The organism is Streptomyces sp. NPDC055506 (assembly GCF_053643595.1).
Window position 1 is genome coordinate 1 of record NZ_JBSHKH010000108.1, and the last position, 13,833, is coordinate 13,833.

15 protein-coding genes and 2 pseudogenes are annotated in these 13,833 nt (G+C 65.0%); 12 read left to right on the forward strand and 5 right to left on the reverse strand.

Annotated features, from left to right (window positions below):
• The first annotated feature begins 146 nt into the window (after window positions 1-146).
• Both ACWIF2_RS30730 and ACWIF2_RS30735 read left to right on the forward strand, forming a co-directional pair.
• Window positions 147-689 carry a tyrosinase family oxidase copper chaperone gene (locus ACWIF2_RS30730; RefSeq protein ID WP_454364102.1) on the forward strand — a complete coding sequence of 181 codons (543 nt, stop codon included), beginning with the start codon at window positions 147-149 and terminating at the stop codon, window positions 687-689.
• On the forward strand, window positions 673-1,539 hold the full coding sequence (locus tag ACWIF2_RS30735; RefSeq protein ID WP_454364104.1) for a tyrosinase family protein: 867 nt from the start codon (window positions 673-675) through the stop codon (window positions 1,537-1,539). The genes ACWIF2_RS30730 and ACWIF2_RS30735 overlap by 17 nt, the downstream gene beginning before the upstream one ends.
• Window positions 1,540-1,658: 119 nt before the next feature.
• Here ACWIF2_RS30735 and ACWIF2_RS30740 read toward each other — a convergent pair whose 3' ends face one another.
• Window positions 1,659-1,952 carry a chaplin family protein gene (locus ACWIF2_RS30740; protein ID WP_454364105.1) on the reverse strand — a complete coding sequence of 98 codons (294 nt, stop codon included), beginning with the start codon at window positions 1,950-1,952 and terminating at the stop codon, window positions 1,659-1,661.
• Window positions 1,953-2,399: 447 nt separating this feature from the next.
• Here ACWIF2_RS30740 and ACWIF2_RS30745 point away from each other — a divergent pair, with 447 nt between their 5' ends.
• From ACWIF2_RS30745 to ACWIF2_RS30760, 4 genes are all read left to right on the forward strand, one after another.
• Window positions 2,400-2,678 carry a hypothetical protein gene (locus ACWIF2_RS30745; protein ID WP_454364106.1) on the forward strand — a complete coding sequence of 93 codons (279 nt, stop codon included), beginning with the start codon at window positions 2,400-2,402 and terminating at the stop codon, window positions 2,676-2,678.
• 83 nt (window positions 2,679-2,761) lie between these two features.
• On the forward strand, window positions 2,762-3,040 hold the full coding sequence (locus tag ACWIF2_RS30750; protein ID WP_454364108.1) for a hypothetical protein: 279 nt from the start codon (window positions 2,762-2,764) through the stop codon (window positions 3,038-3,040).
• Between the two features lie 171 nt (window positions 3,041-3,211).
• Window positions 3,212-3,481: a hypothetical protein gene (locus ACWIF2_RS30755; RefSeq protein ID WP_454364110.1), complete on the forward strand. Its 270-nt coding sequence runs from the start codon at window positions 3,212-3,214 to the stop codon at window positions 3,479-3,481.
• A 164-nt stretch (window positions 3,482-3,645) separates the two neighbouring features.
• Entirely contained in the window at window positions 3,646-3,924 is a 279-nt protein-coding gene (locus ACWIF2_RS30760; protein WP_454364111.1) for a hypothetical protein, read from the forward strand.
• 129 nt (window positions 3,925-4,053) lie between these two features.
• Here the strand turns inward: ACWIF2_RS30760 and ACWIF2_RS30765 are convergent, their stop codons facing one another.
• The 4 genes and pseudogenes from ACWIF2_RS30765 to ACWIF2_RS30780 all read right to left on the reverse strand — a co-directional run bounded on the left by ACWIF2_RS30765 (window position 4,054) and on the right by ACWIF2_RS30780 (window position 7,160).
• A complete protein-coding gene (locus ACWIF2_RS30765; RefSeq protein ID WP_454364113.1) occupies window positions 4,054-5,013 on the reverse strand; it encodes a D-2-hydroxyacid dehydrogenase family protein in 960 nt (319 codons plus the stop codon).
• A gap of 179 nt (window positions 5,014-5,192) precedes the next feature.
• A pseudogene (locus ACWIF2_RS30770) lies at window positions 5,193-5,489 on the reverse strand (FtsX-like permease family protein); the annotation flags it as partial.
• A gap of 293 nt (window positions 5,490-5,782) precedes the next feature.
• Entirely contained in the window at window positions 5,783-6,016 is a 234-nt protein-coding gene (locus ACWIF2_RS30775) for a hypothetical protein (protein WP_454364114.1), read from the reverse strand.
• A gap of 384 nt (window positions 6,017-6,400) precedes the next feature.
• Window positions 6,401-7,160: pseudogene (locus ACWIF2_RS30780) on the reverse strand (GntR family transcriptional regulator).
• Window positions 7,161-7,238: 78 nt separating this feature from the next.
• Here ACWIF2_RS30780 and ACWIF2_RS30785 point away from each other — a divergent pair.
• The 6 genes from ACWIF2_RS30785 (at window position 7,239) to ACWIF2_RS30810 (ending at window position 13,258) form a co-directional block, all read left to right on the forward strand.
• Entirely contained in the window at window positions 7,239-7,517 is a 279-nt protein-coding gene (locus ACWIF2_RS30785; protein WP_454364116.1) for a hypothetical protein, read from the forward strand.
• 523 nt (window positions 7,518-8,040) lie between these two features.
• Entirely contained in the window at window positions 8,041-8,265 is a 225-nt protein-coding gene (locus ACWIF2_RS30790; protein WP_454364118.1) for a hypothetical protein, read from the forward strand.
• Window positions 8,262-9,005, forward strand: a complete 744-nt coding sequence (locus tag ACWIF2_RS30795) for a GntR family transcriptional regulator (RefSeq protein WP_454364120.1) — start codon at window positions 8,262-8,264, stop codon at window positions 9,003-9,005. The genes ACWIF2_RS30790 and ACWIF2_RS30795 overlap by 4 nt, the downstream gene beginning before the upstream one ends.
• The gene (locus tag ACWIF2_RS30800) at window positions 9,002-9,310 is read left to right on the forward strand and encodes a hypothetical protein (protein WP_454364122.1); all 309 of its coding nucleotides are present in this window, start codon (window positions 9,002-9,004) and stop codon (window positions 9,308-9,310) included. The genes ACWIF2_RS30795 and ACWIF2_RS30800 overlap by 4 nt, the downstream gene beginning before the upstream one ends.
• A gap of 457 nt (window positions 9,311-9,767) precedes the next feature.
• Entirely contained in the window at window positions 9,768-10,118 is a 351-nt protein-coding gene (locus ACWIF2_RS30805; RefSeq protein ID WP_454364124.1) for a trypco2 family protein, read from the forward strand.
• Window positions 10,115-13,258 (forward strand): tetratricopeptide repeat protein, encoded by a 3,144-nt coding sequence (locus tag ACWIF2_RS30810; protein ID WP_454364125.1) that lies wholly within the window; start codon window positions 10,115-10,117, stop codon window positions 13,256-13,258. Before ACWIF2_RS30805 ends, ACWIF2_RS30810 begins: the two co-directional genes overlap by 4 nt.
• Window positions 13,259-13,833 lie beyond the last annotated feature (575 nt).

The window sequence follows — 13,833 nt, forward strand, 5'->3', positions numbered from 1 at the left end:
CCCTCCGTATGTGTCCGGCCACCGACGCGGGCCCCTCCCCGCCCGGACGGACATCGATGATCACTTGTCTGGCCGCGCGGCGGTGACCGCGCGGGACGTCCGGCGGTTACGGCTACGACACCGGAAACCGGACGAGGAGTTGGGCCATGGCCGTCAGCATCGGCGGAGCACCGGCGGGGGACGGGGCCCCGGCCCCGGCGGACCCCCTGCCGGCGGGCAGCACACGGCGGGAGGTGACACGCGGCCTGCGCGGCTGCGCCCTCGCCGCGGCCCTGGCGGCCCCGGCTGCCGCGGCATTCTGGCCGCTGCGCTCAGGTGCCGGGGGTGTCGGGGGTGCCGGGGGAGTTGGCGGCGCTGGGGGTGCTGGCGGGGCTAGGGGCGTCGGGAAAGACACCGCCTTTGCCGAGACTTACCGCGGCCGTCACATCGGCGTGGCGTGGACCCCGCCGCACGGCCCGGCCGGGCAGGGCCGCTGGCACGTCACCGTGGACGGCCGCCCGCTCCCTCTGATGCGCCGGGCCGACGGCACCTGGCTGAGCATGGTCGACCACTACTGCTCCTACCGCACACCGCTCGAGGCGGCCCGCGCCGCGGTCGACGCGCTCGGCCCCGGTCAGCGGCTGCGCGCTCCGGGACCGGGAAGCGCGGGGCACGTCCACACGGAGGACCGGCGTGGCGTACGTACGTAAGGACGCCGCCACGCTCACCAGGGCCGAGCAGCGCCGGTTCGTCAAGGCGCTGCTGGAGGTCAAACGGCGGGGCGAGTACGACGAGTTCGTCCGCACGCACGTCGAGTACTTCTCGTCGGACGGCGAGCACGGGCTGCGCGCCGCGCACATGGGGCCGTCCTTCCTGCCCTGGCACCGCCGGTTCCTGCTCGAGCTGGAGCGCGCGCTGCGCCGGGTGGACTCCTCGGTGACGGTGCCGTACTGGGACTGGACACGTGACCGCACGACCACCTCCGCCCCCTGGACGGACCGTCTCCTCGGGGGCGACGGACGCCGTTCCGACCATCAGGTGATGACCGGTCCGTTCGCCTACCGGCACGGCAACTGGACTATCAAGGTGAACGTGACCGACAGGGAGTTCCTCACCCGGGAGCTCGGCCGCCCCCGCAAGCCGGTGGTCCTGCCCACGAAGAGCGAGCTGGCCTGGGCGCTGAAGGACCCCGTCTACGACGTGGCGCCCTGGGACTCGACGGTCACACGGGGCTTCCGCAACAAGCTGGAGGGCTGGGGCACCGGCCGGGGCAACACGTCCTGGCGCAATCACAACCGGGTGCACGGCTGGGTCGGCGGGGACATGCTCGGCGGTGCCTCCGTCAACGACCCCGTGTTCTGGCTGCACCACGCCTTCATCGACCTGCAGTGGTATCGCTGGCAGCGCCGGCACCGCGGTGCCCGCTACCTCCCCGAGACGCCGCCGGGCCGGGGCGACCGGCAGCACGGCCGGATCGTGGCACGACGCCAGAGCATGCCGCCGTGGGACGTGACGCCGCAGGAACTGGAGGACGTCGGCCGGATCTACCGCTACGCGTGAGGGGGGGGAGGGGTTCCGTACGGGGGTTGGTACGGGGTTCGTACGGGTTCGTACGGGATTCGTACACATGGGGAGAGCCCCGGCATTCGGGGGGCCGGGGCTCTCGGGTCAAGCGGACGTCAGTGGCGGTGGCCGTGCTTCTTGCCGTGCTTCTTGTCGCCCTTCTTGTGACCGTCGTTGTTCTTGCACTCGTTGCCGACGGCCGGGTTGAGGGCGCCGAGGATGTTCACGGTGTTGCCGCACACGTTGACCGGAACGTGGACCGGCACCTGAACCACGTTGCCGGACAGGAAGCCGGGCGAGCCGATGGCCGCGCCCTTGGCGCCGGCGTCCGCCGCGGCGAGACCGGCCCCACTGAGCACCACGGCGCCCGTGCCGAGAGCAACAGCGCCAACCTTCGCGATGCGAGACATCACGTTCTCCCTTACTGACTAGGTAGGTGCGGCAGCAGTACGCGCTACCGCACTGCCCGTTCAACGCGGCGGCCCCGGACCGGTCACGAGAAATCTTCTGCGGATCACCCATCTTGAACAGGGGCTCCGCCAAACGGGTGCTCATCGGCGGCCGACCGCGTAGTCCCCGGCCCTCTCCCCGTTTACCGGCCGGGACCGCTCCGCGCGTGCTGGTGGGGCAGGTCCCGCGGGTCGTGAGCAGCGGCTGCCCGAAGGGGAGTTGGTTCGGCGTGGCGCCCCGGAATGGACCACCCGGTGGAACCGCCGCAGCGCTGTGACGTGCACTTTCACAAGAAACCCACGCAACAAGGCGTTTCGCGTGGCAAAAGTCGCAAACGCCGCTTATCTTAGCGACTGTCAGTGACCGGACCATAACGGTCTGTGTCGACTCGAGAAATCGGAGAAGTAATGCGCAAGTACCAGAAGGCCGCGGTCGTCGTGGCCATGCTCGGCAGCGTCAGCTTCCTCGGCGCTGGCGTTGGTCACGCTGCGGGCGGGGACGGCAAGTTCAAGCTCGAGAACGAGCAGGCCCAGTCCTGCGAGCAGAACGACAGCACCCAGGGTCTGGTCAACGTCGACGACGTGAACGTCAACGTCGCTGCCATCCTGGGTCTCGCCAACCAGGACAACAGTGAGCGCGAGTCGCTGAACTGCTCGCAGTCCTTCTCGCTGCGTGGCGGCCACTGATCAGGTTGATTCAGGCAGGCCCCGGGGTTCGAACCATGTGTCCGAGCCCCGGGGCCTGCCGCCCTGCTGAAGGAAAAAGGTAGATGTTCAACTCGAAGAAGATCGCGGCGGCGGCGGGAATCCTGGGGAGCTTCGCCCTGATCGGTGTCGGTGCCGTCCAGGCATCCGCGCAGGGGGGTCCCGGCACGTGTGTCCAGGACAGCAAGGGCAACGTTCACTGCGTGCAGATGAGTGAGTATCAGGTCCTCAGGGACAAGAGCGGCAACGTCACCGTCCGGAATGACTCGACGCAGACCTGCCCCACTACTCACGGCCAGGTCAGCTGCGTCGACACCGTCAGTGCTCCCGTCAAGAGGGGCTGACAAGAGGGGCTGACGCTCCGCCGGTCGGCGCGATCGTACAACAGGTTTTATCCAGAAAGTTACGTGATTGGGCGTTTCGCCCCGGCGAGAGATGCACGCCCCGCCTAAGCTTGGCAACTGTCGGTGACCAGTCCATAACGGTCTGTGTCAATTCGAGAAATCGGAGAAGTAATGCGCAAGTACCAGAAGGCCGCAGTCGTCGTGGCCATGCTCGGCAGCGTCAGCTTCCTTGGCGCTGGCGTTGGTCACGCTGGGGAAGGCGACGAGCAGTTCAAGCTCGAGAACAAGCAGGCTCAGTCGTGCGAGCAGAACGACTCGCGTGAGGGTCTCATCAACATCGACGACGTCAACGTCAACCTCGCCATCCTGGGTCTCGCCAACCAGGACAACAGCGAGCGCGAGTCTGTGACCTGCTCGCAGGCCTTCTCCCTGGGCAAGTAATCACCGACCAGGTGATGCAGGCAGGCCCCGGGGCTCGAACCAGGTGTCCGAGCCGCGGGGCCTGCCTCTTGGTTTCTCAGCCGGTATTGGCCTCTCGGCCGGTAGATGCGTCCGGAACGACTTCTCGCCCAGTTGCGGGGAGTCGACCGCAAAGGAAAAGGTAAATGCTCAATTCGAAGAAGATCGCGGCGGTGGCGGGAATCCTGGGGAGCTTCGCCCTGATCGGTGTCGGTGCCGCCCAGGCCTCCGCCCTCGGCGACCCCGGCAAGTGCGTCGACGACGGCAACGGCCAGGTTCGCTGCGTGGAACTGAGCCAGTACACGTACACCACCGACAAGGGCGGCAAGGTCACCGTCGTCAACAACTCGACGCAGGACTGCCCGACGTCGCGCAGCCAGGTCTCCTGCACCAGCAGTGCTGTCGTCCCCGGCAAGAGGGCCTGACTCCCGCCGAGTCCGAGGCGCCGCCCTGTCCACGCCGGCGCCCCCCGCGAGAGTCCACCCGCGCAGCGGAGGATGGCCGGGACCCGATACCGGGTCCCGGCCATTGGTGTGTCTGGTCCGCGACCGGCCTCAGGGCAGGCGTCGTACGGGCTCGCCCGCGAGGAACGCGCGGATGTCCTCCACCGCCTGGCCGTAGTACGTCGTGTAATTGGCCTCGGAGACATAGCCCAGGTGCGGAGTGGCGAGGAGGCGGGGGGCGGTGCGCATCGGGTGGTCGGCGGGCAGGGGCTCGATGTCGAAGACGTCGATGCCGGCGCCGGCGATCCGGCCCTCGCGCAGGGCGACGAGGAGGGCCTCCTGGTCGACGATGGCCGCGCGCGAGGTGTTGATCAGATACGCGGTCGGCTTGAGGAGGGCGAGTTCGGCGGGCCCGACCAGTCCGCGGGTGCGGTCGCTCAGCGCGAGGTGGACCGAGACGAAGTCGCTGCTCGCGAGGAGGTCCTCCCGGGAGGGGGCGAGTTCGACGCCGACCTCGTCGGCGCGCTCCTTGGTGAGGTTCTGACTCCACGCACTGACGTGCATGCCGAAGGCGAGGCCGACCCGGGCCACCCGGCCGCCGATCTTCCCGAGGCCGAGGAGCCCGAGCCGGCGGCCGTGCAGATCGGCGCCGACAGTGGACTGCCAGGGGCCGCCGGAGCGCAGGGCGTTGCTCTCCTCGACCAGACCGCGGGCGAGACCGAGCAGCAGGGCCCAGGTCAGCTCCACGGGCGGGGTGGAGGAACTGGCCGTCCCACACACCGTGACGCCGTGTTCCTCGGCGGCCGCGTAGTCGATCACCGAGTTGCGCATGCCGGAGGCGACGATCAGTTTCAGCCGGGGCAGGCGGGCGATCAACGACCCGGGGAACGACACGCGCTCGCGCAGGGTCACCACGATGTCGAACCCGGCCAGCGCGGCGGCCAGGGCGTCCTCGCCGTCCAGATGGGTGTCGAACGAAACGACCTCCACCTCACCCGCGACCGCCGACCAGTCGACGACCTCGGTCGCCACCCTCTGAAAGTCGTCCAGCACGGCACAGCGCAGCCGCATGTCGCACCCCTTCCTCGGCCCACGGCCTTCGGTCCGGTTCCAGAACCATGATCAGGCTTGAGGCGGGCAGCGGGAAGCCCCCTCAGCTGCGGGCAGCGGGGTATGTCAGGAAAGGGCCCTCGCCAGGCCCTCGGGTGCGGCCGCCGCGCTCCGCATGGCAGCCGGCCGGCGATCGTGACCGTGGCGACGGCGACCCCCACCGCGCCGAAGCCCAGCGCGGCCAACGGCCCGCCGGCCAGGGCCGGGACCGCGGAACCGGTGACCGCGACGCTGAGCGGCACCAGCACCGACGCACAGACCACGGCGGCCGGCAGCAGCGCGACCACGCATGTGAGCACGGCCTCCCAGGCAGGCATGCGCAGGACCTGCGCGGACTGGGCGCCGGCCAGGCGCCACAGGGCGAACTCCCGTCGGCGGCCCGCCGTCGCCAAGCTCAGGGTGTTGACGACGGCGATGGCCGTGAACACATTGATCATGGTCAGCAACAGCAGGACGAACAGGTTGCCCGCCGCACCGGACTCCGCTCGACTCTCCGTCACTCCGTCACTCCGTCACCGATCCGCGCGCCGGGGAATTCCGCCGCCAGGGCCCTCAGCTCTCTCTCGACAGCGCTCCGATCGGCCCCGGGGGGCGGCCCGTACGAGAACGGTGTCGTCCAGCGGGGCGGCCGCGTGCCGGGCCGCCGAGCCGCGGGGCAGCAGCGCGTCGGCGAAGTCCCGGTCACGGGAGTAGACGGCCGCGACGCCGACGGTAGAGGCGCCATGGCGCACTAGAGATCCGACCAGGTATGCGGCTCCGTATAGGCGTGCCACCCTCGGAAGAACCAGTCGGCCAGATCCGTCAGCCGTTCGATGCAGGCGGTGTAGTAGTCCGCCGGTTCCGGGCGAGGGAAGTTGGGGTGCGCCGTCCACGAGGGAACGTCCGTGGCCACGTGGTAGTAGCCCTCGGCCAGCCATCGGGGAAGCTCCTCGGCTTCCTGCCAGCGTTCACAGACAGTGCGCATGGCTTTCTCCAGCCGGGAGAAGGCGTCTCGATCCCAGACCAAATCGCTTCGCAGTCCCAGCAGGAAGCTCCCGGGCTCGGAACGGAACTCGTGCTCCAAGGTCTTCAGAGCTTGGTCCATGGCGCAGATGCTGCCAGCCCACCCTCCACGCTCGCCGGCTGATCCGTCGGCCGAGAATACCCACCCCGACCAGCAAAAAGCCCTCCCAAACGGGAGGGCGGAGACTTGCGCCCCCGGCAGGACTCGAACCTGCGGCCAAGCGCTTAGAAGGCGCTTGGTGGGTCGGGTGTCACTCTGCTGCTGACCTGCTGCTCTTCCGCCCCTGGGGGTTTCGTCGATCGGCCTTCGACACGCATTCGACTTCGACGGGGCCAGCGGGCAGGGCTAGTGACGGTTGATCGGGATCTCGTAGACGATCTCGCAGTGAGCGGCGGGCACCACGATGTCCGCCGTCTCCACGGGGCGCCCGTCGTCGCTGTAGTACGTCCGCCGGATGTGCGTCACGAGTGCGGCCTTCTGGATACCGAGAAGTGACGCCTCCTCGGCGGTCGCCTGCCTCGGCTCCGGCTGCTCCACGGCGTGGCTGACGGTGACGCCGATCGCGGCCATGCGGTTCACGACTCCCGCCCCGGCGTGCGGCCCTCCCTCGGGGAGAACGACGAGGGTGCCGGCGGTCAGGTCGTACGGCTCCCAACTCGTCGAAAGCTGCACGGGCCTGCCGTCCGCCAGGAACTCATACGTGGTCCGGACGCACAGGTCGCCCTCGGCGAGGCCGAGCCGCGCAGAGATGTCCGCCGGAGCCGGCACCTTGGCCTCGGTCCGACTCTCCCAATCCCCTTGCCTGCCCACGGCCTTCATGTCCGCCCGGAAGGGCGATCCGCTGAGCTGCTCCCGGGCTGATGATCGGACGACCCGCACCCGCTGCCGGGGCTCGGCGACGTACGTGCCCGAACCGGCGCGTCCCTCAAGCACACCCTGGGAAATCAGCAGCTCCTGAGCCCGGCGGACCACGTTCTCGCCCACCCCGTACTCCTGGCCGATCTGGGCGCGGGACGGCAGACGGTCCCCCCGGCTCCCACACGTGCTCCGCGATCCGTCGCCGGAGTTCGTCGGCGATGCGGAGATAGGGCGGCTGCTCAGACATATGGAAAATCTAGTCCACTAGCTCTAACCTAGTTAACTAGCTTCACTGAAAGTGATCGCCGGTAACGGAGGCTGCCCTGTGCCCGCTTCGGGAGTTCGCGCGGCAGCCATCGCTGCCCGGCTGTCCGACATCGGGCTTCCCGCGCGCGTGGAGGAGCACGACCGGTACGCGTCGGTCCAAGCGGAGGTGCCGGCGTCGCTCTCTGCGGACTTATGGCGGGAGGTCCTGGAAGTGGTGGCGGAGGCCGATCGGTTCGGGCTCTTCGCCACCAGCCTGAACGACCGCACCCTCTGGGCGGTCGTAAGTAAAGCGGTCCCCGCGACGGGCGATGTCGGGGGACCGAGCTATCAGCGATAGGAGCTGAGCAGCATGCTCAACCGTATCTGCCGTGCCGCATCGGTCACCAGAGCGCGGTACTTCCCCAAGGGCAGGCACCGCCGCCCCTTACGGCCGTCCCGGCCGCTGGCGGCCCCCGTGCTCCCTGCGCCCGCTGACGCGTCGAATGTCTTCCTGGGCCGGTCTCCCGACACCACGAGCCACCGTCATCCGCTCGCGGGGGAGGACAACGCGCTTGTCCGCCCGTACGTGCTGGCTTGGGAGGGTCGAGTACGACCGCGCAAGGTGGTAGTCGCTACACACCTGCCCGCTGAAGCCTGGTCGTCCCTAGCGGGAGTCAGCTGATGACTTCTCGCCAACAGCCCGGCACCACCGAGGCTTCGGCTGTTCCCTACCGGTCGACCGCCTGCCGTATCGGCACGCATCTTGCTTGCACGGAGTTCTCCCCGGTCCCTGCACTCATCGACCTGCCGGTGGTCGTCGAGACATGCGCCTGCCCGTGTCACTCGGCGTCCCGCCACTCAACGCCCGCGGAGGTGGAGCGGTGAGCGGCTGGGCTCCTGGCGGCGCGCTGGTATCCAACGTCGAGGTCACCGCGACCACCGTGCAGCGTGGTGACGTCATCCAACTCGGAGGCACAGCATGCCGGGTGAGCGATCTCATCCAGCTACCCCAAGGCAGCAAGCAACTCCTCTTCGAGTCCGGCGAGCTGCTGACCATACACGGGCGAACCCGTCTCGCCGCCGTTCGTATGCAGAGAAGGCGGTGATCGGGCCCGTGCCTTCACGCCATCATGAAATTGCCGAGGATCTGCGGCACCAGATCACGACCGGCGGCATCAAGCCCGGTGAGCGTCTTCCGTCTGAGGCCGACCTGGCGGACCGGTACAAGGTCAGTACCGTGACGCTGCGGAGAGCCCTCGCCGTGCTTCAGAGAGAGGGCCTCGTCGAGAAGATCCACGGCAGGGGGAACTTCGCGCGTCGTCCGCCCCGCAAGATCCTCTATGTCGGGGGATGGGGGACGCTGGACCCGTGGACCGCCGCTGAAACGGCCCTGCGCGTCAGCGTTCGCACCAACACGGTTCCAGCACAGGGGTACCTGACCACCTTACTGTCAGTGCCGACGGGTAGCCCTCTCGCTGAGTTCCTCTGCACCAGTCACGAGGGAGAGTCACCGCACGGACTGGCCCGCATCTACATCCCGCGCGACCTGGTACCCGCCGGAGTGCTGGACGACGAATTCTCGTGGCGGGAGACGGCCACGCGCTTTGCCGTTCTGAGCTCGCCGCCGGCGGCTGTCCGCGAAACGGTATCTGCCCGCCCACCATCATCCGACGAAGCATCGGCCCTGCGGATCGGCTCCGCCACACCAGTCGTCGCCATCACACGCATCGCGACCGACACGACAGGGCGAGTCGTCGAGGCCGCGCTTCTGGTGTTCCCGGGGGACCGCGTCGACGCCGTCTTCAACAGTCACCCTGTGACCGACGAGAGGCAGAAGCAAGGATGACGGCACCGAACGAACTGCGGCTCCTCCCGTGGTCAGGACCGGAGGGCAAGCCCTGTTACCTGAGCACTGACGCCAGCGGCAGCTACATGTCCCGCCTGGCGGACAACATCGAAGCGGAGCAACTGGGCACGGCAACTGAGCTGCTGGAGGAAGCCTCAGAGACCCTCGTCGACCAGGAGGCAGGCCCGGAAGACCTGCGCCGGTTGGCGAAGGAACTGACCGAGGCTTTGCGGGACGCGCTCCGCGTTGCGGCCAGTCGCGGTCAACTCCTGGCGGTGAGGGAACCTCAAAACTGCCCGAAATGACGCTGCGCAGAGCGGCTGATGGCAACGATCGTACGCTCCATCTCAGTGGGGAGGGGCCCCGATGCAACCGGGGCTCCTCCCCACATTGCTTCATATCAGCCTGGGCCAGTTCGCTATGTGAGGGGTTGAGCGGGCCCAGAGCCTTACACCCTTGCAAGACACTGCATTCCCAGTCGAGAGCATCCATGGCAATAGGGGATCTGTAAGCCGTTCGTCACGGGCAGGATGGAGCGGTCCGTACCAAACCCGGGCACCGTCTTCTCAGATTGGAACTACGAGGCAGCGCTGCCTCTCTCGGCGCTTCGCAGGCGGCCCTTGTGCTGGCGAGGCGCAGGAGAAACTTACTCGCCACCAGCGGCGAATTTCAGCCAAGTTCTGGGTTCCAGTCTTCAACATTCAAGGAGCATGGTAATGATAACGGAGTTTAGCGTTGTCGACACGGGGACGGGGTCACAGAATGCGAGACGCTCTGGAGAATGTGGAACTCACTGCAGCCGTGCAAGGACTCCGGGATCAGCTGATTGCATCTGTAGAGTCCTCGAATGGGCAGTCAATCAGGTTTGAAGTCGAAGAGATCAATCTAGAATTTTCAGTCGAGTTGCGTCGTGACGCTAACGTCAAGGCTGGCTTCAAAGCCTGGGTGGTCTCAAGTGACGCTCAGGTAGGAGTGGCGCGCAGTGCGACACACAAGATATCAGTTAAATTGCGGCCAAAGAATTTTGAAGATGGCCAACCGGTGGAAATCGGAAGTTCAGTAGAAGTAGACATAGACGACTTCGACGTACCGACCGGTGGGCGCAAGATATGAGTGTTCGGACTGCTGAGCGAGTTGCCGTCGTTCGGGCAGCTCGACAAGGTAGTGGATTCCTGTTGACGTCCCGCCTGGTGCTTACTTCGGCTCACCTGTTCGGTGAAACCACTGCTGCACACGTTGCCGTACCGGGGGGAACGGGAACCCAGCTTTGCCAGGTCATTTGGAGCCGTCGCGATGACAGTTGTGACGCAGCACTGCTTGAGGCGGACGCCGACCTGCTTGCCGATGCCTCAAAGTGCCAGATATCAGACATTAGGTGGGGTGTCATATCAGGCCTGGCTTCATGGGAAAACTGCGAAGCAATTGGATATCCTCAGATCTCGCTGCGGCAGGGGATGCGGCCAGACACTGAACAGATCGTGGGAACTCTAAAGCCGGGATCCTCCATCTTGCGAGGTCGCTATGTATTGGATAGCTCCCACTCTGCCCCTCCGAAGCCTGACACCTCATCTCAATCACCTTGGCAAGGGATGTCCGGTGCGGCGCTGTTCGTCGATGACTACTTGATTGGTGTTGTTTCTGGCGACCCTGTTCAGTGGGGGCATGCTCGCATTGAAGCTATTCCGGTTTCCTCTCTGGTGGAAGATCCAACGTTCAAACGAGTGGTTCGACAAGTAACCGGTGTGCAGCCTGAACTTCTAGAAATCACCAGGCCCGTACAGCAGGCGGGTTACGGCGCTCTCAACTCGACTGAGCCCGTTTGGCGAAACGTAGCCGACGTCGAGCCGGTTGGCTTCGGAGCTCACCGCGTTCCGGAGGCTCCGGGGCATCCGCAGGTTGTAGGTTATGTACCTCGTGAAGTTGATTCTCAGTTGAATCAGTATATTGAATTGGTCGCTGAAGAAGGCGGCATGGTTCTGCTGACGGGAGACTCAGCGGCGGGAAAATCTAGAGCGCTTTTTGAAGCCATGCGTCGAAACTTGGGTAACTGGCTCGTCTGCAAGCCGGACCCGGACGCGGAGCTGCCCTCGCTTCTGTCTTTCAGAGGTGAAGAAAGGCGGGTCGTATGGCTCGATGACTTGCATGAATACATGCACTCGAATGGGCTTTCAGTCTCCTTGCTGGACGCACTAGTAAGTCGCCGAGTGGTGGTGCTGGCTACCCTTCGGGCTGATTTCTATGACCACTACAGAGATGAACAGGATTCTCCCTTTGCGTCTGCGGGTTCAGGACCGCGTCTACCCTCTTCTCCAGGCAGGATAATCCGCAGAGCCCATCACATCACCCTTGAGCGGAGATGGACCGATAGCGAACGGCAAAGTGCCTCTCTAAGCGAGGATCCCCGAATTTCGGCGGCACTGAAATCAGATAGAGCGTATGGACTCGCCGAATATTTGGCCGCCGGACCACAAGTGCTGAAATTGTGGCGATCCGCTTACCGCGTCAAGGGGAATCCCCGAGGGGCGGCCCTCGTTTCGGCAGCAATCGATCTCGCACGCACAGGGGTGGACTCCTCTTTGCCGCCCGAGGCTGTGGAGCGCCTACACGAGTACTACTTGAATCAAGCAGGCGGCCCGGCGCTAAGGCCGGAAGACATCGATGAAGCCTGGGAGTGGGCATCTCGAGTCGTGTTGGGGGTAACTAGCCCTCTGCTTCCCGCGCAGGCTGGGACTTGGAAACCATTTGATTACTTGGTTTCGGATGTTGCGCGTCAGTCTCATCCGATAGATCTCCCGGATCAGGTTTGGAAAGAAGCTCTACGAGTTGTTGATGATTCGCGTCGTGCATTGGTGGCTACGGTGGCCAGGGTTGCCGGCCGGGTAGACATAGCAAAGGATGTACTGCACCCTCTGGCAGACGTTGATGACCCTGATGGTCTGATCAATATGGGTGCGCTGCTAGCTTCAGAGAATGACTATGAAGTCGCAGGCAGATACTTCCGTCGCGCTTCAGAACTCGGAGACTCCACGGGCACTCACAATATGGGCTCGTTGTGTTTTGCAACAGGCGACTTGGAAGGGGCACTCAGCTGGTACACATTGGCTGTGGAGCGTGGCGAATTGCAGTCGATCGGAGCCCTCGGGCTGGTGACGGAAAAGATGGGAGATCAAGATCAAGCAGTAGAGCTTTGGAAGCGAGGAACTGCGGCTGGGGACCCAGGAAGCGCGTTGCACTATTCAGATTGGCTGGCATCCAAATGGCAGTCAGACGAGGCGGCGGAAGCTCTGAGAATTGCCGCTGATGGTGCACTTCCGATCGCAGCACTATCATATGCCGGTATTCTTCTGCGGAAGAAAGATCACGATGCGGCGAACAGTTATGTTTCCAAGGCGTACGACTCGGCAATTCACCAAGGTCATGTCGGCGACCCGCTCGGTTATTTGATGGCTGGAGTAACCGCCTACTCTTTTGGGAATGTCGCGATGGGGAGGGAATGGTGGGATCGCGCACGCGATAATGGGACCCAAATAGATTGGCTCGTCCTGGAGGCTGCACAAGATTTCCCTGGACTGCGGTATCTAGCCGTTAGTCAGAAGATGCTGGAGAGGCTTGGCGAGGAGGCGACTCGTCTCCTCATGCAGGTCCTCTGGGCGGGAGACTGTCTCGATTGTGGATACCCATTGAAGGAGGGCGTGCCAGCGCTGTACGTGGACGACCGTTACACTAGGGCTGATGCTAGACTATTTCATTTCGGGATGTGCAGATTTCCGCGCTGGAATGATTCCGCCCTGACCACCTTTTCGAAAACTGCTGGGATCAGTTGGAATGCATTCACTGCTGGGGTGCCGGCAGGTGATAAGGTAATACCGGCGCTCATTGTGAACCCCGCTCTGGAGATGGCGCAGCTGATCTTGGACGACCAGGGCTGGGCAGTGACCAGTATGTATGGACCGCGGTCGGTTTTGGGTTCGGGACTTAATCTCCAACCGCTCTGGTCTGGGTTGCCGCCGAAGCGAAATGACTCTTTTGCTCGCGCGATTATCGGAGACGGCGAGGTGGCGGTAGCGGCTGTTGGCGAACTTTGGTCAGCTCCTGCTCAGGATCAAGCAATTAGGCTAGTAGAGCAATACGGCGGTTTGCTGCTCATCCTCACGAGCGCCGTTGGGCCAAACACTCCGGCCAATATTGATGCTTTGATGAATGTGCTTGAGTCCTGGGACTCGATGACCTGTTGGGTTCCATTGGGGCCGTAATGGTCAGCTTGCCGACATTGAGTAGCGGGACGAGGTCCGGTTGACGCCCTGTTCAGTGTTTGGTCGGCGGAACTTTCGCAGTGCTGCCCTGAGCTTGAAGCGATGTAAAGGCGGTACCGATGGCGCCAGCCATCGTCTTGGCGGGGCGGTGACAGCCCTCGCCACGCTCCGCCCCAGCCATCCCCATGCTGCACTCGTGGTGCTCCACCGTCAGGACGGAACGCTACGTCGAAGGCCTTGCCCGTGACCCGCTCCAGCGCGGCCATCTCGTCGTCGCCCATCGTCCCGGGCATGCCGGCGTGGCTCAGGCCTGCGTCGAGTTGGGTGGCGCCAGCCGCTCCTGTTGGGCAACCCCGAGATCAGCGCTATAGACCTCCGTTAGTCGTTGTGCATCGCACTGGTGGCGTGAGGTGTGGACCACAGCAGGCTTCAGCACAGCCACGACTGATCATCGGCGGCCGTGACCTGCGGCAGCCTTACGGGCCAACGCCCTGACCTGCTGCTGAGCTGTCGGCGTTGGTCATCGTTGAGCGCCCTTCCACGACCCGAGGACGGCCCGGGAGGGCGCCCGTGCA

Coding starts and splice junctions, on each gene's coding strand:
- ACWIF2_RS30730 (WP_454364102.1), top strand. CDS start 147: ATGGCCGTCAGCATCGGCGGAGCACCGGCGGGGGACGGGGCCCCGGCC.
- ACWIF2_RS30740 (WP_454364105.1), bottom strand. CDS start 1,952: ATGTCTCGCATCGCGAAGGTTGGCGCTGTTGCTCTCGGCACGGGCGCC.
- ACWIF2_RS30745 (WP_454364106.1), top strand. CDS start 2,400: ATGCGCAAGTACCAGAAGGCCGCGGTCGTCGTGGCCATGCTCGGCAGC.
- ACWIF2_RS30750 (WP_454364108.1), top strand. CDS start 2,762: ATGTTCAACTCGAAGAAGATCGCGGCGGCGGCGGGAATCCTGGGGAGC.
- ACWIF2_RS30755 (WP_454364110.1), top strand. CDS start 3,212: ATGCGCAAGTACCAGAAGGCCGCAGTCGTCGTGGCCATGCTCGGCAGC.
- ACWIF2_RS30760 (WP_454364111.1), top strand. CDS start 3,646: ATGCTCAATTCGAAGAAGATCGCGGCGGTGGCGGGAATCCTGGGGAGC.
- ACWIF2_RS30765 (WP_454364113.1), bottom strand. CDS start 5,013: ATGCGGCTGCGCTGTGCCGTGCTGGACGACTTTCAGAGGGTGGCGACC.
- ACWIF2_RS30775 (WP_454364114.1), bottom strand. CDS start 6,016: ATGCGCACTGTCTGTGAACGCTGGCAGGAAGCCGAGGAGCTTCCCCGA.
- ACWIF2_RS30800 (WP_454364122.1), top strand. CDS start 9,002: ATGACGGCACCGAACGAACTGCGGCTCCTCCCGTGGTCAGGACCGGAG.
- ACWIF2_RS30805 (WP_454364124.1), top strand. CDS start 9,768: ATGCGAGACGCTCTGGAGAATGTGGAACTCACTGCAGCCGTGCAAGGA.
- ACWIF2_RS30810 (WP_454364125.1), top strand. CDS start 10,115: ATGAGTGTTCGGACTGCTGAGCGAGTTGCCGTCGTTCGGGCAGCTCGA.